The 21,158-nt window shown below is 75.7% G+C and carries 2 protein-coding genes; both read right to left on the bottom strand.

What is annotated here, in order from left to right; all coding sequences use genetic code 11:
* Window position 1 precedes the first annotated feature (1 nt).
* The gene (locus J8M51_RS33305; RefSeq protein WP_086753813.1) at window positions 2-6,157 is read right to left on the bottom strand and encodes a type I polyketide synthase; all 6,156 of its coding nucleotides are present in this window, start codon (window positions 6,155-6,157) and stop codon (window positions 2-4) included.
* 36 nt (window positions 6,158-6,193) lie between these two features.
* Window positions 6,194-21,121, bottom strand: a complete 14,928-nt coding sequence (locus J8M51_RS33300; RefSeq protein WP_267299669.1) for a type I polyketide synthase — start codon at window positions 21,119-21,121, stop codon at window positions 6,194-6,196.
* Between the last annotated feature and the right edge of the window lie 37 nt (window positions 21,122-21,158).

Raw genomic sequence — 21,158 nt, 5'->3', positions numbered from 1 at the left:
TTCACTCCCCTTCATTTTTCACAGTTTTGCTGAGCCATCCACCGACGGCTTCGACCGTCGTTTTGAGATGCTTTTCCATCATCGACCAGTGATTTCCCGGAACGTCCAGGACGGAATGCGCGGACGGCCATGAGGCCCGCCAGTCGATGTCGCTGTCCGGTGCCGGTTCCGCCAGGGGGCTCGACGCGCGCACCAGCAGCACGGGCGCCGCGACGGGGGGCGGCTCCCAGTCGTCCAGGAGCTGGAAGTAGCGGCCCATGGCGGTCAGCCGGGTGCCGTCCATCGGGGCGGCCCGGTCCTCGCGCTCGAACATGCCGCTGACCAGGACGTCGTCGAACTGGGTCATCGCCTCGTCCCCGGACAGATAGGTGTCCAGCAGCACCACGGCGGCCGGGCCGGCGCCGAGCGCCTCCAGGCGGGCGGCGGCGGCGTGCGCGAGGGTGCCGCCCGACGAGGAGCCGAGCAGCACCTTCGGCCGGTCGCCGAGGCGCCGCAGGAGGACCTCGGTCTGGAAGTCCAGCAGGGCGGACATGCTTGCGGGCAGCGGCTCGTCGGGGGCGAAGCCGGGCGCGTCCAGCGCGCTGACGCCGTAGCGGCCCTCGAAGGCGGACGCGAAGCGGCTGTACTGATGGGCTCCGCCGAGCGCCACCACCGAGGCGAAGCAGACCAGTTCGGGCGCGTCGTCGCGGACGTGCAGCCGCAGCAGCTCCGGACGGCGTCCGGACGAGCTCAGCAGCTCGGGGCCGGACCCGAAGTCGGGGCGGAGCTTCGCCGCCTGTTGAAGGATCTGGATGCCCTCGTGGATCCGGCCCACCTCGCACGCCTGCCGGAACAGGGCGCTGACCGGGTCGTACGGCGGTTCTCCGGCCTGTCCCCCGGCTCCGGGAGCGGTACCGCGGGTCAGTTCCGCCCGCAGGTGCTCGGCCAGCCGGGCGGGGGTTCCCGAGTCGAGTACGGCGGTGGGGCGCAGCCGCAGGTCGAGAGCGGCGGCGAGGCGGTTGCGCAACTCGACGGCGGTCAGCGAGTCGAACCCGCTCTCCAGGAAGGCGTCCCCCTCGGACAGCGCGTCCGGGTCGGTGTGGCCGAGCACCTCGGCCGCCTGGGTCCGCACCAGCCGCAGCAGGATCTCGCCCTGTTCGGCCTCCGGCGCGGCGGCCAGCCGGGGCCGCAGCGACGCGTCGGTCTCCGGGCCACGCCGACGGGCGGCGGGGGTCCGGACCAGTGACCGCAGCAGGTGGGGCACCGGGCCGCCGGAGCGGACCCGCAGGTCGAGGCCCACCGGGACGAGGACGGGGTCGTCGCCCGCCAGTGCGGCGTCGAACAGCGCCAGGCCCTCCTCGCTGGGCAGGGCACGCACCCCGCTCCGGGCCATCCGCCGCAGATCCGTGTCGCCGAGGCCGTCGGTGAGAGCGGTGCGCTGCTCCCACAGGCCCCAGGCCAGGGAGGTGCCGGGCAGCCCCGCCCGGTGGCGGGCTGCGGCCAGGGCGTCGGTGAAGGCGTTGGCGGCGGCGTAGGCGGACTGGCCCGGACTGCCGAAGACACCGGCGGAGGAGGAGAACAGGACGAACGCCGTCAGATCGTGGTCCCGGGTCAGCTCGTGCAGGTTCCAGGCGCCGTCGGCCTTGGGGCGCAGGACGGCCGACAGGCGCTCGGGGGTGAGTGCGGTCAACAGCCCGTCGTCCAGCACGCCGGCCGTGTGGACCACGGCGCGCAGCGGATGCTCGGGAGGGATCGCCGCGAGGCAGCCGGCGAGCGCCTCCCGGTCGGCCACGTCGCACGCCGCGACGGTGACCTCGGCTCCCGCCGCGCTCAGCTCCTCGATGAGAGAGGCCGTGCCTTCGGCGGCGGCACCCCGGCGGCCGAGCAGCAGCAGATGCCGTACGCCATGGGTGGTGACCAGGTGACGGGCCACCAGTCCGCCCAGGGTGCCTGCGCCGCCGGTGACGAGGACGGTGCCCTCCGGGCCGAACCCGGCGGGCCGGTCGGCGACGGGCGGGCGGGCCAGGCGGGGTACGTACAAGGTGCCGTCGCGCAGGGCCAGTTGGGGCTCGCCCTCGGCCAGGGCGGTGGCGAGTGCCGCTTCGAGGCCGTCACCGCCGTCGGTGTCCAGCAGGACGAAGCGGCCGGGGTGTTCGAGCTGGGCCGTGCGCACCAGCCCCCATACGGCGGCGCCCGCGAGGTCCGCAGGGGCGCCGGTGAGGTCGACCGCGCCACGGGTGAGCAGCACCAGGGGGGTCTCGGTGAACTTCGGCTCCGCCAGCCAGCGTTGGAGCAGGTCCAATACGGCGCCCAGGGTGGCTCGGGCCGCTTCGGGGCCCGCGCCCTCGGCGGGCGGGCACAGGGCCAGCACGGCGTCGGAGGTGGCGGGCACGTCGGCGAGGTCCGGGCACGGCGCGGCCCGGAAGCCGGCCGGCAGCAGACCGCCGTCGGAGGTGCCGAGCACAGCCCAGGTTCCGGTGGACGGTTCGGTGCCGGGCAGCCGGGTCCAGTCGAGGCGGAACAGAGACCGCTCGGCGGCGGCCGGAGCACCCGCCGCCGCCCGCAGGGTCAGCGCGCCGACGGTGACGACCGGGCGGCCGGTGCGGTCGGTGATCCGTACCGACACGGCGTCGCCGCCCTGCTCCGCCGGAGCGAGCACGACTCGCAGGACCGGGTCCGCCGTGGGGGCGATCGTCACGTCGTGCCACGAGAACGGCAGCGGCACGCTTCCCGTACGGCCGGGGTCGGTGCCCTCGGGGCGCAGGGCGACCGTCTGGAGCGCGGCGTCGAGCAGGGCCGGGTGGACGGCGAAGCCGCTCTCGCGGGTCCCCGGCACCGGCTCGGGCAGAGCCACCTCGGCGTGGATCTCGTCGCCGACCCGCCAGGCGGCGCGCAGGCCCTGGAAGAGCGGGCCGTAGTGGACCCCGGCCGCCTCGAAGTCCGTGTACAGGTGGTCGAGGTCGAGGCGTTCGGCGCCGTCGCCGGGCGGCCACCGGCCGGGGTCACCCGGCGCGGAGGCGGGCGTCCCGGCCAGGGTGCCCCCCGCGTGGCGTACCCACGGTGCGGTGGACTCGGGGTCGTCGGGGCGGGAGTACAGCGCCACGGCCCGGCGGCCCTCGGGATCGGGCGCGTCCACGGTCAGGCGGAGCAGTCGGGCCTCGTCGGCGGCGAGGACCAGGGGTGCGGCCAGGGTGAGTTCCTCGACCGTGGCGCAGCCGACGTGGGCGGCGGCGTGGGCGGCCATCTCCACGAAGGCGACGCCGGGCAGCAGCACCGTGCCGGAGACCGCGTGGTCCGCCAGCCACGGATGGGTGCGCGGTGACAGGCGCCCTGTGAAGAGGACTCCGTCGCCGTCCGGCAGATCCACGGCCGCGGTGAGCAGCGGGTGGCCCGTCTCCGTCTGGCCGGCCGACTCGGGGTCCCCGGCGTGTGCGGGCACGTCGAGCCAGTAGTGGGTGCGCTGGAAGGCGTACGTGGGCAGGTCGGTGGGACGGGCCCCGGTGCCGTCGAACACGCGCCGCCAGTCGACGGCCACGCCGTTCGCGTGCGCCTCGCCGAGCGCCAGCAACATCCGGTGCAGACCGCCCTCGTCGCGCCGCAGGGTGCCCAGCACCACGGCGTCGTCCGCGCCGGCGTCGGCCGCGGTGTCGCCGATGCCGTAGGTGAGCAGCGGGTGAGGGCTCACCTCGACGAAGGTGCGGTGCCCGGCGTCGAGGAGCAGGCGTATCGCGTCGTGGAAGCGGACGGTCTGCCGGAGGTTGCGGTACCAGTACGCGTGGGTGAGGTCGCCGGCCCCGATCCAGTCGGCGTCCACCGTGGACAGCAGGGGCACGGCCGGGGCCTTGGGGACGAGCGAGGACAGGTCCTCGCGCAGCCGGTCGCGTACGGTGCTCACGTCGTCCGAGTGGGAGGCGTAGTCCACCGGGATGCGCCAGGCCATGACGCCCTCGGCGGAGAGTTCGTCGACGAGGGCGCCGACCTCGTCGCCGGGTCCGGCGACGACGAGCACGCGCGGCCCGTTGACGGCGGCGACCGTGACCTTGCCCGAGCGGCGTTCCAGGTACGGGGCGAGTTCGGCCGCGGAGAGCACGACGGTGGCCATGCCGCCGCCACCGGCGAGTCCGGCCAGCGCCCGGCTGCGCAGCGCGACCACGCGGGCCCCGTCCTCCAGGGTGAGGGCGCCCGCGACACAGGCGGCGGCGACCTCGCCCTGGCTGTGGCCGACGACGGCGGCGGGCTCGACGCCGTACGACCGCCACAGCGCGGCCAGCGACACCATCACGGAGAACAGCGCGGGCTGGAGGACGTCCACCCGGTCCAGGGACGGCGCGCCGGGCGCGCCGCGCAGGACGTCGGTGACCGACCAGTCGATGTGCGGGGCGAGTGCCTGTGCGCAGTCCGCCATCCTGGCCGTGAACACGGGTGACTCGTCGAGCAGCCCGGCGGCCATGCCGGGCCACTGCGAGCCGAGGCCGGGGAAGACGAAGACGGCCTTGCGTCCGGGCCGCGCGCGGGCGGAGACGACCGCCGGGTCGGGCCGTCCGGCGGCCAGCGCGGCCAGACCGGACAGCAGCGCGGGACGGTCGTCGCCGACGACGACGGCTCGGTCGGCGAACCCGGACCGGGCGGTGGCCAGCGAGAAGCCCACGTCCAGGGGGTGCGCCTGCGGGGTGTCGGTCAGATGGGCGTGCAGGGCGGCGGCCTGTCCGCGCAGTGCCGCCTCGCCCTTCGCGGACAGCGCCCAGGCGACCGGGCCTGGTACCTCGTCACGTATCGCGCCATCGGCGGGTACGTCGGCGGGCGGCGCCTCCAGAACGGTGTGGGCGTTGGTGCCGCTGGCGCCGAAGGAGGAGACGCCGGCGCGGCGGGGGTGATCGGTCTCCGGCCAGGGGGTGGCCTCGGTGAGCAGGGCGATGTCGCCCTCGGTCCAGTCGACCTGCGGGGTGGGACGGTCGAGGTGCAGGGTGCGGGGCAGCAGGCCGTGGCGCATCGCGAGCACCATCTTCATGACGCCGCCGACCCCGGCGGCGGCCTGGGTGTGCGTGAGGTTGGACTTGAGCGAGCCGAGCAGCAGCGGCCGGCCCGCCGGGCGGTTCTGCCCGTAGGTGGCCAGCAGCGCCTGGGCCTCGATGGGGTCGCCGAGGCGGGTGCCCGTGCCGTGGGCCTCCACCGCGTCGACCTCGGCCGGCGAGAGGCCGGCCGCCGCCAGGGCCTGCTGGATCACCCGTTGCTGGGAAGGGCCGTTGGGCGCGGTCATGCCGTTGCTGGCGCCGTCCTGGTTGACCGCCGAGCCCCGGACCAGCGCGAGCACGGGGTGGCCGTTGCGCCGGGCGTCCGAGAGGCGTTCGAGGAGCAGCACGCCGACGCCCTCGCCGAAGCCGGCGCCGTCGGCGGCTGCGGCGAACGACTTGCTGCGGCCGTCGGGCGCGAGGCCGCGTTGGCGGCTGAATCCGACGTACAGGCTCGGTGTGGACATCACGGTGACGCCGCCCGCCAGGGCGAGGGAGATCTCTCCCGCCCGCAGCGCCTGGCAGGCCAGGTGGAGGGCGACCAGCGACGACGAGCACGCGGTGTCGATCGTGACGGCCGGGCCCTCCAGGCCGAGGGTGTAGGCGATCCGGCCGGTGACCACGCTGGGCACGGTGCCGGTGCCGATGAACGCCTCGACGTCCTCCGGTATCCGGGCCAGCCGGGCGCCGTACTCGTTGTACATGACGCCCGCGTAGACGCCGGTGCGGCTGCCGCGCAGGGACAGCGGGTCGATGCCGCCGCGCTCGACGGCCTCCCAGCAGGTCTCCAGCAGGAGTCGCTGCTGGGGGTCCATGGCCAGGGCCTCGCGGGGCGAGATCCCGAAGAAGCCGGCGTCGAAGCCGCAGGCGTCGTGCAGGAAGCCGCCCTCGCGCGTGTTGGACGTGCCCGGGGTGTCGGGGTCGGGGTCGTACAGCGCGGCGGCGTCCCAGCCCCGGTCTGCGGGGAACTCGCCGACCGCGTCGCGTTCTTCGACGAGCAGCCGCCACAGGTCCTCCGGGGTGCGGACCCCGCCCGGGAAGCGGCAGCTCATGGCGACGACGGCGACCGGTTCCCGCGACTCGTCGCGCAGCCGCGTGTTCTCGCCCCGCAGCCGCTCGTTCTCCAGCAGGGAGGCGCGCAGCGCCTCGACCACCTTGTCCGTGGACATCCCTCTCCTCACATCCCGTTCCGGGCCGGTACGCGGTCAGGCACTCTCGCTCCCCAGTGCCAGCCGTACGAGGCCGTCCACGTCCATCTCCTGGATGTCGGCCGTCCGTTCGGACGACTCCGGTGTGCCGCCCTCCCGGTCCGGTCCGGCCAGACGCAGCAGTGCCTCCAGCAGGCCGGAGTCGCGCAGTCTGTCCAGCGGGATCGTGGACAGCGCACGGGTGATCTCCTCGTCGGCCGGAGCCGGCGCCGCCGCGGCCCGCGGGGGGCCGGCCGGGGCGAGACGGTCGGCGCAGTACCCGGCGACGGCCGCCGGGCTCGGGTAGTCGAACACCAGGGTGGCCGGGAGCCGCAGTCCGGTGGCCGCGTTGAGGCGGTTGCGCAGTTCCACCGCGGTCAGCGAGTCGAAGCCGAGCTGCCGGAAGGCGCGTTCGGGGTCGACGGCCGAGGCTCCGGCGTGCCCGAGCACGTCGGCGGCGTGCGCGCACACCAGGTCGGCGAGGACGGCGCGGGCGTCGTCGGCGGCCAGGCCCGCGAGCCTCCCGCGCAGGGCGTCCGCCCCGTCGACGGCGCCGCCGGTGGCCGCCGTCCGGCGGGCGGCGCCGCGCACCAGTGCGCGGAAGAGGGCGGGTACGGCGCCGGTGCCCGCCCTGGCGCGGAGCCTGGCCAGGTCGAGCCGGACCGGGACCAGCACGGCGTCGTCCCGTTCGAGGGCGGCGTCGAACAGGGCGAGGCCCTCGTCGGAGGTGAGTGCCCCCACGCCGCCGCGGGCCATGCGCCGCAGGTCGACCTCGTCGAGGGTGCCGGTCAGCGCGGAGCGCTCGGCCCACATGCCCCAGGCGATCGACTGCGCGGGCAGGCCCCGGGCGCGACGGTGCTGGGCGAGCGCGTCCAGGAAGGCGTTGGCCGCCGCGTAGTTGCCCTGCCCGGAGCTGCCGACGGTGCCGGAGGCGGACGAGAAGAGCACGAACGCGGCCAGCGGCAGGTCGCGGGTCAGCTCGTGCAGGTGGAGCGCGGCGTCCGCCTTGGGGCGCAGGACGCGGTCGAGGCGCTCGGGGGTCAGCGAGCCGATGACCCCGTCGTCGAGGACGCCGGCCGAGTGGACCACGGCGGTGAGCGGGTGGGTGTCGGGGACGCCCGCGAGGAGTCCGGCCAGGGCGTCCCGGTCGGCCGTGTCGCAGGCGGCGGTCTCCACCCGGGCGCCCAGGGCGGTGAGTTCGTCGACCAGGGCGGTCGCCTCGGGGGTGTCGGCGCCGCGCCGCCCGGTCAGCAGCAGGTGCCGTACCCCGTGCCCGGTGACCAGGTGACGGGCCACCAGGCCGCCGAGGACGCCGAAGGCGCCCGTGACGAGCACCGTGCCCTCGGGGTCCCAGGGTTTGCCGGCCGCGGCCTCGGCGTCCGTCGGCGGGGTCCTGGTCAGGCGGGGTGCGAGGGTCCGTCCGTCGCGTACCGCGAGCTGGGGTTCCGTGGCGGACAGCGCGGCGGGCAGAGCTTTCAGCGCCTCGGCCGGGTCCTCGGCGTCGACGAGGACGAACCGGTCGGGGTGTTCGGACTGCGCGGAGCGCACGAGCCCCCACACGGCGGCGGCGGCCAGGTCGCCGATGTCCTCGCCGCGCGCGGTGGCGACACCGCCCCGGGTGACGAGGACCAGGCGGGTGTCGGCCCAGCGGTCGTCGGCCAGCCAGGTCTGCAGCAGGCGCAGGGTGCCCGCGAGCGCGGTACGGGCCGCGTCCGCGGTGTTCCCGCCGGGCGGGCAGAGCGTGACGACCACGTCGGGCAGGGCGGCGCCCCCGTCCACGGCGGCGGTGAGCGCGTCGAGGTTCTCGTGGGTCTCGGGCAGCAGTCGCTCGGTGCCGAGGGCGGCCCACCGGCCGACGGGCGGCTCGGTGGTGGCGGGCAGGGCGGTCCAGCCCAGGGTGAACAGCGCGTCGCGTCCCGGCGCCGCGGCGCCGCGCAGGGCGTCGACGGCGATGGGCCGGATGGCCAGTGCCGCCACGTCGGCGACGGGCCGGCCGGCCGGGTCGGCGGCGGACAGGGCGACCGAGCCGGTGTCGTCGTAGCTCAGCCGTACGCGCAGTTCGGTCGCGCCGGAGGCGTGCAGGCGCACGCCTTCCCAGGCGAAGGGCAGCCTGGCGGTGCCGGGCGCGTCGTCCTGGTCGGCGCCGTCCGGGGCGGCCAGCCACAGACCGTGCAGGGCCGCGTCCAGCAGCGCGGGGTGCAGACCGAAGCCGGCGGCCCCCGTGTGCTGGTCCTCCGGGAGCCGGACCTCCACGTAGACGTCCTGGCCGAGGCGCCAGGCGGCGCGCAGGCCGTGGAAGGCGGGGCCGTATCCGTAGCCGGCGTCCGCGAACCGGTCGTAGAGGCCGTCGACGGGCACCGGCTCCGCTCCGGCGGGCGGCCAGGCCGGGCCGTACGGGTGGGCCGTCGCGTCGTCGGCCCCGGCGGGGGCGAGGACGCCGGTGGCGTGGCCGGTCCACGGGGTGCCGTTGCCGTCCTCGGCCCGGGAGAACACGCCGAGGGTGCGCCGCCCGGAGTCGTCGGGCGCGCCGACCCGTACCTGGATCCGGACGGCGTCCCGGTCGAACACCAGCGGTGCCTGGAGTGTCAGTTCCTCGACCCGGGGGCAGTCCGCCTCGTCGCCGGCGCGTACGGCCAGTTCCACGAAGCCGGTGCCGGGCAGCAGGACCACCCCGGAGACCGCGTGGTCCGCCAGCCAGGGGTGGGTGCGGGTCGACAGGCTGCCGGTGAGCACGAGGTCCCCGGTGTCGGCGACCTCGACGGCCGTGCCGAGCAGCGGGTGGCCGGTGGCACCAGGGCCGCGGGGCGTCGCCGCGGGCGGCTGGATCCAGTAGCGGCGCCGCTGGAAGGCGTACGTCGGCAGCTCGGCCGTGCTGTCGCCGGGGAACGCGGCGGTCCAGTCGACCGCGCCTCCGCGCACCCACAGTTCGGCCGCCGACTTGAGGACGCGTCGCAGGCCGCCCTCGTCGCGGCGGAGCGTGCCGAGGACGACGGCCTCGCGTCCGGCGCTCTCGGTGGTCTCCTCGATGGCCATGGTGAGCACGGGGTGCGGGCTGACCTCGACGAAGGAGGTGAACCCCTCGGCGGCCAGGGCTCGGACGGCGGGGTCGAAGCCGACGGTCCGCCGCAGGTTGCGGTACCAGTAGCCGGCGTGCATGCCGGTGGTGTCGAGCCAGCCGCCGTCCACCGTGGAGTACAGCGGGACCTCGCTCGGCAGCGGCTTGATGCCCGCCAGGGCGTCCATGAGGATGCCGTGGATCTCCTCGACGTGCTCGGAGTGCGAGGCGTAGTCGACGTCGATGCGCCGGGCCCGTACGCCCTGGGCCTCGCACCGCGCGAGCAGGGCCGCCAGGGCCTCCGCGTCGCCCGCGACCACGGTGGTGGCGGGGCCGTTCAGAGCGGCGACCGACAGGGCGCCGGACCAGGGCGCGAGGGCGGCCTCGGCCTGGTCGGCGGGCAGGGACAGGGAGGCCATGCCGCCGCGACCGGCCAGCGCGTCGAGCGTCTTGCTGCGCAGGGCGACCACCTGGGCGGCGTCCTCCAGGGACAGCGCCCCCGCCACGACGGCGGCGGCGATCTCGCCCTGGGAGTGGCCGACGACGGCGTCCGGTACGACACCGAAGGACCGCCAGACCTCGGCCAGCGACACCATCACCGCGAACAGCGCGGGCTGGACGACGTCCACCCGGTCCCAGGCACTGCCCGAGCGCACGGCGTCGAGCAGCGACCAGTCGACGAAGGGCGCCAGTGCCCGTTCGCACTCCTCCATCCGGGCCGCGAACACCGGCGACTCGTCCAGCAGCTCCCGTGCCATACCGGCCCATTGGGAACCCTGACCCGGGAAGACGAAGACCGTACGGCCCACGGTGCCGGCGACGCCGCGTACGAGGTCGGGGGCGGTGCCTCCGTCGGCGAGCGCGGTCAGCGCGGCGGGGAGCCGGGTGCCGTCGCCGACGAGGACGGCGCGGTGTTCGAAGGCGGTGCGGGCGGCCAGGGCCCGGCCGATGTCGGCGGGCGTGTCGTCCGGTGCCTCGGTCAGATGGGTGGTCAGGCGCGCGGCCTGGCCGTGCAGGGCGTCCGGGGACTTCGCGGACAGCGGCCAGGCGACGGGCCGGTCCGGTGCCTGACCAGGTGTCTGCCGCGGGGTTTCCTGCGGGGCCTCTTCCAGGATCGCGTGCACGTTGGTGCCGCTCATGCCGAACGCGGAGATCCCGGCGCGGCGCGGGCGGCCCGTCGCCGGCCACGGGGTCGCGTCGGTGACCACGTCCACGGCGCCGACCGTCCAGTCGACCTGGGTCGAGGGCCGGTCGACGTGCAGCGTGCGCGGCACCTGCCCGTGCCGGAGCGCCAGGACGGTCTTGATCACACCGGCGACGCCCGCGGCGGCCTGGGTGTGGCCGATGTTGGACTTCAGGGAGCCGATCAGCAGGGGGCGCCCGTCGGAGCGCTCCTGCCCGTACGTGGCGAGCAGGGCCTGGGCCTCGATGGGGTCGCCGAGCGTGGTGCCGGTGCCGTGCGCCTCGACGACGTCGATGTCGGCCGCCGAGAGCCGGGCGTTGGCGAGGGCGGCGCGGATGACCCGCTGCTGGGAGGGGCCGTTGGGAGCGGTCAGGCCGTTGCTGGCGCCGTCCTGGTTGACGGCACTGCCGCGCAGGACGGCCAGCACGGGGTGCCCGTGCCGCTGTGCCTCGGAGAGCCGTTCGAGGAGGATCACGCCGACGCCCTCGGCCATGCCCATGCCGTCGGCGGCGTCGGAGAACGCCTTGCAGCGGCCGTCGGCGGCGAGGCCGCGCTGGCGGGCGAAGCTGATGATGGCGCCCGGGCTGGACATCACCGCGACGCCGCCGGCCAGGGCGAGGGAGCAGTCCCCGGCGCGCAGCGCCTGGGCGGCCAGGTGCACCGCGACGAGGGAGGCGGAGCAGGCGGTGTCGACGGTGACCGCGGGGCCCTCCAGGCCGAGGGTGTAGGAGATCCGGCCGGAGATCACGCTGGCCGCGCTGCCGGTGAGGAGGTGGCCCTCGTTCTCCTGGGTCTGGGCCACGGAGGCGCCGTAGTCCTGGTAGTTGACGCCGGTGAAGACGCCGGTGTCGGTGCCGCGCAGGCGGTCCGGGTCGAGACCGGCGCGTTCGAAGGTCTCCCAGGAGGTCTCCAGGAGCAGTCGCTGCTGCGGGTCCATGGCGACCGCCTCGCGCGGGGAGATGCCGAAGAAGTCGGCGTCGAAGTCACCGGCGTCGTAGAGGAATCCGCCGTGCCGCACATAGCTGGTGCCGGGCTGGTCCGGGTCGGGGTCGAACATGGACTCCAGCGGCCAGCCGCGGTCGGTCGGGAACTCCGAGACGACGTCGCCGCCCTCCTCCAGCAGCCGCCACAGCTGTTCGGGGGTGTGCACCCCGCCGGGGAAGCGGCAGCTCATCGCGACGATCGCGATCGGCTCGTCGGCCGCCCCGGTGCCGGCGGGCGCGGGCTCCCGTGTGGCGGGCGTCCGGTGCTCGCCGAGCAGCTCGGCGCGGATGTGCTCGGCGAGCACGGCCGCGGACGGGTAGTCGAAGACGAGGGTGGCGGGCAGCGGGAGGCCGGTGGCGGCGCGGAGCCGGTTGCGCAGTTCGACGGCGGTCAGCGAGTCGAAGCCGAGTTCCTGGAACGCCCTGCCCGGCCGCAGCTGTTCCGGGGAGTCATGGCCGAGGACGGCCGCGGCGTGGGTGCGGACGAGGTCCAGGGTGATGCGGCGCTGCTCGGCCTCGGCGAGCCCGTCCAGGCGCTCGCGCAGCACGTTGGCGGCCGGGGTGGCGTCCGTACCGGGCGCGGCGGCCTCCTCCAGCTGCCGCCTGGCCTCGGGTACGCCGGTGAGCAGGCGGCTGGGGCGTACGGAGCCGAAGACGTCCGCGAACTGCTCCCAGTCGACGTCGGCGAGGGCGATGACGGTCTCGTCGTCGTCGAGGGCCTGCTGGAGGCCGGTGAGCGCGAGGTCGGGCTCGATGAGGGGCAGGCCCTGCTTCTGGACACGGTAGAAGTCGGAGTCGTCGACGGTGTCGCGGACGGTCCAGGGGTTGGCGGCCGACCAGACACCCCAGTCGACGGTGGTGGCGCTCAGGCCCCGGGCCCTGCGGTGTTCGGCGAGGGCGTCGAGGTAGGCGTTGCCGGCGGTGTAGGCGGCGTGGTTGCTGCTGCCCCAGACGCCGGCGATGGAGGAGAACATGACGAACGCGTCGAGTTCGTGGTCGAGCAGTTCGTCCAGGTGCCGGGCGCCGTCCGCCTTGGCGGCGACGACCTCGGCGAAGGCGTCGAGCGGGGTGTCGTCCAGGGAGGCCAGCTGGATGTAGGCGGCGGCGTGGAACACGGCGGTGACGGGGGTGCCCTGTTCCTCCAGTGAGGTCAGCAGCCGGGCGACCTGGGCGCGGTCGGCGACGTCGCAGGCGGGCAGCGACAGCCGGGTGCCCAGTTCGGCGAGTTCGGCCCGCAGTTCGTCGGCGCCGGGGACGTCGGCGCCGCGCCGCCCGGGAAGGACGAGGTGCTCGGCGCCGCCTCGGGCGAGCCAGCGCGCGACGTGGGGGCCGAGGGCGCCCGTGCCGCCGGTGACGAGGACGGTGCCCCGGGGCTTCCACGCGGGCCGGGTGCCGGGCGGGCGGGGGGCGCGGACCAGGCGTCGGCCGAGCAGTCCGGCGGAGCGGACGGCGAGCTGGTCCTCTCCGGTGGCGTCGGCGAGGACCGCGCGGAGCCGGTCGCGGGACAGGGAGTTGAGGGCCTGCGGCAGGTCGACCAGACCGCCCCAGCGGGTGGGGTGCTCCAGGGCGGCGACCATGCCGGTGCCCCAGACCAGTGCCTGGTCGGGTGCGGTGAGCGGGTCGCTGTCACCGGTGGAGACCGCGCCGTGGGTGACGCACCACAGCGGGGCTTCGACGCCGAGGTCGCCGAGCGCCTGCACCAGGACGAGGGTGAGGGCCGAACCGGCGGAGACGGCGGGGTGGTCGGGGTGCGGCCGTCCGGCGATCGCCAGCAGCGACAGGACGCCGTGCGGGGTGCGGCCGTCCAGGGCGGTGGTGAGCCGGTCCGCGAGGCCGACCCGGTCGACGTCGGTGTCCGTGAGGAGCACGGTGACGGCCTCGGCGCCGGCTTCGGTGACGGTCAGGAGGGCGTCCCGTACGAGCTGGTCGTCCTGGTGGCCTTCGGGCAGGACGACGAGCCAGGTGCCGGAGAGGGCGGCGGCGGGCGGGTCGGTGACCGGCTGCCAGTCGACGCGGTAGCGCCAGGTGTCGACGGCGGCGCCGTCTCGCTGCCTGCGGCGCCAGGCGTTCAGGGCGGGCAGGACCGTGCCGAGCGTCTCGGCGTCGACGGCGAGGTCTCCGGCGGCCTCCTCGGCGTCGCCGCGCTCGACGATCCGCCAGAACTCGGAGTCCGCCTCGTCCCCGGTGCCCGCCCGCGCGGTGGGTTCGGCGCCCTGGAGCCAGTAGCGCTTGTGCTCGAACGGGTAGGTGGGCAGGTCGGCGCGGCGGGCGCCGGTGCCCTCGAAGAGGACCGGCCACTGGACGGGGACGCCACGCACCCACAGTTCGGCGGCCGAGGTGAGCGCGCGGGCGAGGCCGCCCTCGTCCCGGCGCAGGGTGCCGGTCACGACGGTCTGCGGGGCCTCTACGGCCTCCAGGGTGTCCTGGACGGACATGGTGAGCACCGGGTGCGGCGAGACCTCGACGAAGACCTGGTGGCGCTGGTCGGCGAGGGCGCGCACGGCACCGTCGAACTCGACGGTCTCGCGCAGGTTCCGGTACCAGTACCCGGCGTCCATCTCCGTGGTGTCGAGCCAGTCGCCGGTGAGGGTGGAGAACAGCGGCACCTGTCCGGTGACGGGCTTGACACCGGCGAGCACCTCGGACACCTCGTCGCGGATGCGTTCGACGTGCGTGGAGTGGGAGGCGTAGTCGACGGCGATGGCGCGGGCCCGTACGCCTGCCTCCTCGCAGTGGGCGATCAGCTCGCGCAGCGCCTCCGCGTCGCCGGAGACGACCACGGCGGACGGTCCGTTGACGGCGGCGACGGACAGGCGCCCGGACCACCGGGCGACGAGTTCGACGGCTCGCTCGCGCGGGACGGCCACGGAGACCATGCCGCCGTGCCCGGCGAGGGCGAGGATGGCCCGGCTGCGCAGGGCGACGACCTTGGCGCCGTCGTCCAGGGAGAGGGCCCCGGCGACCACGGCGGCGGCGATCTCGCCCTGGCTGTGGCCGAGGACGGCGTCGGGCTCGACGCCCCAGGAGCGCCACTGCGCGGCCAGCGAGACCATCACGGCCCACAGCGCGGGCTGGACCACGTCGACCCGTTCGAAGGGAGGCGTGTCCGGGGCGCCGCGCAGCACGGCGTCGAGCGACCAGTCGACGTAAGGCTCCAGTGCCTGCTCGCAGGCGGCGACGGAGGCGGCGAAAACCGGTGAGGTGTCCAGGAGTTCCACCGCCATGCCGGCCCACTGGGCGCCCTGGCCGGGGAAGACGAACACGCGGCGGCCGTCGGTGTCGGCGGTGCCTCGGATCAGCCCGGGGACGTCCTCACCGGCAGCCAGGCTGTCCAGGGCGGCCGACGGGGCGCCGCCCTCCGTGCCGAGGAGCACCGCGCGGTGTTCGAAGGGGGTGCGGCCTGTCGCCAGGGAGCAGCCGGTGTCGAGCGGGCCGGGGGCGTCCGCCTGGGCGAGGCGGTCGCGCAGACGCCGGGCCTGGTGGGCCAGGGCCTGCGCCGACTTGGCGGACAGCACCCAGGGCACGTCCCGCGGCCCGGTTTCGGGCTCGGTCCCGGCCTCGGTCTCCTCGGGGGCGGGCGGTGCCTGTTCGAGGATGGCGTGCACGTTGGTGCCGCTGAAGCCGAAGGAGGAGATGCCCGCGCGGCGGGGTGCGCCGGTGTCGGGCCAGTCGCGTGCCTCGGTGAGCAGTTCCACCTCGCCGGAGGCCCAGTCGACGTGCGGGGAGGGCTCGTCGGCGTGCAGGGTGCGCGGGAGGACGCCGTGCCGCAGGGAGAGCACGGTCTTGATCATTCCGGCGACTCCGGAGGCGGCCTGGGTGTGGCCGATGTTGGACTTGAGCGCGCCGAGCCGGAGCGGGCGGCCGTGCGGGCGGTCCTGTCCGTAGGTGGCGAGCAGGGCGTCCGCCTCGATGGGGTCGCCGAGGGTGGTGCCCGTGCCGTGCGCCTCGACGACGTCGATGTCGGCCGCGGTCAGCCCGGCGTTGGTGAGGGCCTGGCGGATGACCCGCTGCTGGGCGAGGCCGTTGGGGGCGGACAGGCCGTTGCTGGCGCCGTCCTGGTTGACGGCGCTGCCGCGCAGCACGGCGAGCACCGGGTGGCCGTTGCGGCGGGCGTCCGAGAGCCGCTCCAGGAGCACCACGCCGACGCCTTCGGCGAGACCCATGCCGTCCGCGGAGGCGCCGAACGCCTTGCAGCGGCCGTCGGCGGCGAGGCCGCGCTGCCGGGAGAAACCGACGAAGACACCGGGGGTGGCCATCACGGCGACACCGCCGGCGAGGGCGAGCGAGCAGTCGCCTCCGCGCAGGGCCTGCGCGGCGAGGTGGGTGGCGACCAGCGAGGAGGAGCAGGCGGTGTCGACGGTGACCGCCGGGCCCTCCAGACCGAGGGTGTAGGCGACGCGCCCGGAGACCACACTGGCGGCTCCGCCCGCGACCAGATGTCCTTCGCCGCCCTCCGGCGAGGAGCCCGCGAGCGAGGTGTAGTCCTGGTAGTTGACGCCGGCGAAGACACCGGTCGGGGTGGTGCGCAGGGACGCCGGGTCGATGCCCGCCCGTTCGAACGCCTCCCAGGAGGTCTCCAGGAGCAGCCGCTGCTGCGGGTCCATGGCGACCGCCTCGCGCGGCGAGATGCCGAAGAAGGCCGGGTCGAAGTCGCCCGCGTCGTGCAGGAAGCTGCCCTCGCGGACGTAGGAGGTGCCCGGGTGGTCGGGGTCGGGGTGGTAGAGGCGGTCCAGGGGCCAGCCGCGGTCGGCGGGCATGCCGGAGAGCACCTCACCGCCGTCGACGAGCAGGTGCCACAGCCGCTCCGGGGTGTCGATGCCCCCGGGGAAGCGGCAGCTCATCGCGACGACGGCGATGGGCTCGTCGGGGTCGGCCACGGGGACGACGGCCGTCGTGGCCGCGGCCGGGGCGGTGTCGCCGAGGAGTTCGGTGCGCAGGTGCTCGGCGAGGAGCGCGGCGCAGGAGTAGTCGAAGACGACGGTGGCGCGCAGCCGCAGGCCGGTGACCTGGTTGAGCCGGTTGCGCAGTTCGACGGCGATCAGTGAGTCGAAGCCCAGTTCGCGGAAGGCCCGTTCGGGCAGGACGGCGTCGGCGGAGTCGTGGCCGAGGACCGCGGCGGCGTTGGTGCGGACGAGTTCCAGCAGGGTCCGCCGGACCTCGGGCTCGGGCAGTCCCGCGAGGGTGCGGCGCAGTCCGGCGGCGCCGTCGGCGGCGTCCGGGTCGGGTTCGGTCCGGTCCTCGGCGGTGGCCAGGGCACGGACGTCGGGGAGGTCGGCGATGAGGGGGCTGGGCCGTACGGAGGTGAAGACGGGCACGAAGCGGGCCCAGTCGACGTCGGCGACCACGACGACGGTCTCGTCGTCGTCCAGGACGCGCTGGAGGGCGCCGACGGCCAGCCGCGGGTCCATGAAGGGGATGCCGCGTTCGAGGAGGGCGCGTTCGAGGTCGCTGGTGGCGAGGCCGCCGCCCTCGGCGCTCCAGATGCCCCAGACGACGGAGGTGGCGGCGAGGCCCCGGCCGCGTCGGTGGGCGGCGAGGGCGTCGAGGTAGGCGTTGCCCGCCGCGTAGGCGGCGTGGTCCGCGCTGCCCCACACACCGGAGACAGAGGAGTACAGGACGAACGCGTCGAGGTCGGTGTCGGCGAAGACGGCGTCGAGGTGGGCGGCTCCCTGGACCTTGGCGGCCAAGGTGGCGGCCATGCTCTCCGGGTTCTCGTCGCGTACGGGGAACAGCTGGGCCGCCGCGGCGGTGTGCAGGACGGCGCGGACGGGGTGGCCCTCGGCGGCGACCCGGTCGACGAGCGCGGCGAGCGCCTCGCGGTCGGTGATGTCGCAGGCGGCCAGGGTCACACCGGTGCCCAGCGCGGTGAGTTCGGCCGCCAGCTCGTCGGCGCCGGGGGCGCCCGCGCCCCGGCGGCTGACGAGGACCAGGTGGTCGGCGCCGCCCCGGGCGAGCCAGCGGGCGGCGTGGGCGCCGAGTCCGCCCGTGCCGCCGGTGACGAGGACCGTGCCGGAGGGCCGCCAGGGAGCCGAGGGTGCGGGGGTGGAGGGGGTGGCGCGGACGAGTCGGCGGGCGTGGGCGCCGGAGGCCCGGATCGCGAGCTGGTCCTCGTCGCCGGCTCCGGCCAGGAGGTCGGCGAGCAGGTGTCCGGCGCGTTCGTCGCACTGCTCGGGCAGGTCGATCAGACCGCCCCACAGGCTCGGGTGTTCCAGGGCCGCCGTGCGGCCGAAGCCCCAGACGAGGGCCTGGACCGGGTGGGGCACCGGTTCGGACGGGTGCACGGGGACGGCGCCAGAGGTGACGCACCACAGCGTGGTCCGGAGCCCGAGGTCGTCCAGCGCCTGGACGAGGGCCGTGGTGAGCGCCAGGCCGACGGGCAGGGCGGGCAGGCCGTCGTGCGGCCGCTCGTCGAGGGCCAGCAGGGACAGCACTCCGGCGGGGGCGGCCTGCGTGCCGGGCCCGGTGGTCAGCAGTTCGCGCAGGTGGCCGGTGAGCCGGGACCGGTCGGTGTGGGTGTGGTCGAGGACGACGAGTTCGGGGTCGGCGCCGCGCTCGCGCAGGGCCTCGACGGCACGGGTCACCGCCGCGTCGCCGGTGTGACCGTCCGGGACGAGGACCGGCCAGCGGCCCCGCAGCGGTCCGGCGGCCTTGGCCGTGAGCCGCTGCCAGGAGACGTGGTAGCGCCAGCCGTCGAGGACGGCCCGGTCACGGCGGTCGCGGCGCCAGGCGGAGAGGGCGGGCAGGACGTCGCTCCAGCTGGCGGCCTCGACGCCGAGTGTGGCGGCGACCGCGGCGACGTCCTCGCGTTCGACGGCTTCCCAGAAGGCGGCGTCCGCCGGGTCGGTGGTGTCCCGCGTGGTGCCGGGCCGGGTCTGCGGCTCCAGCCAGAAGCGCCGGTTCTGGAAGGCGTACGTGGGCAGTTCGACCCGCTCGGGCCGGTGAGCGGCGAACACGGCCGCCCAGTCCACCGGCACGCCGTGCGCGTGCGCCTGGGCGAGGGCGGTGAGCACCCGGTGCAGGCCGCCCTCGTCGCGGCGCAGGGTGCCGGTGACCAGGGTCGGCGGGGCCGGGACCGCCGCGTCGGGGTCGGCGAGGTCGTCGAGGGTGTCCTGCGTCGGGACGGTGAGCACGGGGTGCGGGCTGATCTCGACGAAGACGCTGTGGCCGCGCCGGACGAGGTCGCGCACGGCGGCGTCGAACTCGACGGTCTGCCGCACGTTCCGGAACCAGTAGTCGGCGTCCAGGCCGGTCGTGTCGAGGGATCCGCCGGTCACCGTGGAGCAGAACGGGATCGTGGCGGCGGTGGGCCGGACGCCGGCGAGCGCGTCGAGCAGGCCGTCGCGGAGCCGGTCCATGTGCGCGGAGTGGCCCGCCACGTCGGCGGCGACCCGCCGGGTCCGCACCTCGCGTTCCTCGCACTGGCGGAGGAACTCCTCCAGTGCCTCAGGGTCCCCGGAAACCACCGCGGAGGCCGGGCCGTTGACGGCGGCGACCGACAGACGGCCGTCCCAGGCACGCAAGCGGTCCCGCAGGGTGTCGGCGGGCAGCGCCACGGAGGCCATGCCGCCTGCGCCGGACAGTTCCAGCTGGGCGCGGCTGCGCACGGCGACGATGCGGGCGGCGTCGTCGAGCGACAGGGCGCCGGCGACGTACGCGGCGGCGATCTCGCCCTGGGAGTGGCCCACGACGGCGTCGGGTTCGACCCCGTAGGAGCGCCAGACGGCGGCGAGGGAGACCATCACGGCGAACAGCACCGGCTGGACGACGTCGATGCGGTCCAGCGGCGCCGCGTCGGGCTCGCCGCGCACGACCGCCGACAGCGACCAGTCCAGGTGCGGGGCGAGGGCCTGTTCGCACGCGGCCATGCGGGCGGCGAACACCGGTGACTCGTCCAGGAGGCGCCGTGCCATGCCCGCCCACTGCGAGCCCTGGCCGGGGAAGACGAAGACGGTCCTGCCGTCGCCCGCGCCGGTGCGGCCGGTGACCGTCTCGGCGGCGCTGGTGCCCGCGGCGACGGCGGCGAGCCCGCGCAGGAAGCCCTCGGGCCGGTCGGCCACGACGACGGCCCGGTGCTCGAAGGCGGAGCGGGTGGCCGCCAGCGAGTGGCCGACATCGGCCGGGCGGAGGCCGGGCCGGTCGGCGAGCCAGGAGGCGAGCCGGGCGGCCTGGTCGCGCAGCGCCTCGGGGCTGCGGGCGGACAGCGGCCAGGGCACGGCGGCCGGCAGGGGTGTCGCGCCCGGCACGGACCCGGACCCGGCGTCCGGCGCGGTACGCGGCCCGGCCTCCGGCAGGGGCTCTGCCGCGCTCGGCCGGCCGTCCTCGGGCGCCCCCTCGTCGGCGGGCCGCTGCTCGGCCTCGGATGCCTGCTCGATGATGACGTGCGCGTTCGTGCCGCTCATGCCGAACGAGGAGACGCCCGCGCGGCGCGGGTGGTCCGCGACGGGCCAGTCGCGGCGCTCGGTGAGCAGCCGCACGCCGCCGGAGCTCCAGTCGACGTGCGGGGTGGGCGCGTCCACGTGCAGGGTCTGCGGCAGGACGCCGTGCCGGATCGCCATGACGACCTTGATGACACCGGCCAGGCCCGCCGCGGCCTGGGTGTGGCCGATGTTGGACTTGACGGAGCCGAGCCAGAGCGGCTGGTCCTCGGCGCGGTCCTGGCCGTAGGCGGCGAGCAGGGCGTCGGCCTCGATGGGGTCGCCGAGCCGGGTGCCGGTGCCGTGCGCCTCGACGGCGTCGACGTCGGCCGGTGCCAGCTGGGCGTCGGCGAGCGCGGCGCGGATCACGCGCTGCTGCGAGGGACCGTTGGGGGCGGTCAGGCCGTTGCTGGCGCCGTCCTGGTTCACGGCGCTGCCACGCAGCACCGCGAGGACCGGGTGGCCGTTGGCGCGGGCGTCGGAGAGCCGCTCCACGAGCAGCACGCCGACGCCCTCGCCCCAGCCGGCGCCGTCGGCCGCCGCCGCGAAGGGCTTGCTGCGGCCGTCCGCGGCGAGGCCGCCCTGGCGGGAGATCTCCACGAAGGCGCCCGGCAGGGCCATCACGTTGACGCCGCCGACGAGCGCGAGCGAGCACTCGTTGTCGCGCAGCGACCGCGCGGCGAGGTGCAGCGCCACCAGCGAGGCGGAGCAGGCGGTGTCGACCGTGACCGAGGGCCCCTCCAGGCCCATGACGTAGGAGACGCGCCCGGACATGACGCTGATCGCGTTGCCGGTCATCAGGAAACCCTGGACGCTTTCGGGCGCCCCGTCGGCCAGCGACATGTACCCCTGGTCGATGGAGGCGGCGAACACGCCGGTACGGCTGCCGCGCAGCGACACGGGGTCGATGCCGCCCCGTTCGACGGCCTCCCAGCAGGTCTGGAGCATCAGCCGCTGCTGGGGGTCCATGGCGAGCGCCTCGCGGGGCGAGATGCCGAAGAAGGCAGGGTCGAACCCCCCGGCCTCGTCCAGGAAGGCCCCGGTGAGAGGGACGCCGGAGCCGGCCAGCCCGGCGGCGTCCCAGCCCCGGTCGGCGGGGATCCCGGAGTAGGTGTCGCGGCCGTCCGCCACCAGCTCCCACAGGTCCTCCGGACTGTGCACCCCGCCGGGGAAGTGGCAGCTCATCGCGACGACGGCGATGGGCTCACGGCTGCGTTCCTCGACGTCCCGCAGGCGTCGCCGGGTCTGCTGGAGGTCGATGGTGACGCGGTTGAGGTAGTCGCGGAGCTTCTGCTCGGTGCGGTCGCTCACTGTGCGGTCTCGCCTTCTCCTGGAAACGGCTGTACGT

This window comes from Streptomyces griseiscabiei (assembly GCF_020010925.1).
GTDB classification, from domain to species: Bacteria; Actinomycetota; Actinomycetes; order Streptomycetales; family Streptomycetaceae; genus Streptomyces; species Streptomyces griseiscabiei.
Note: the sequence above shows the minus strand (reverse complement) of the source record. Positions and strands in the feature narration are given on the sequence as shown.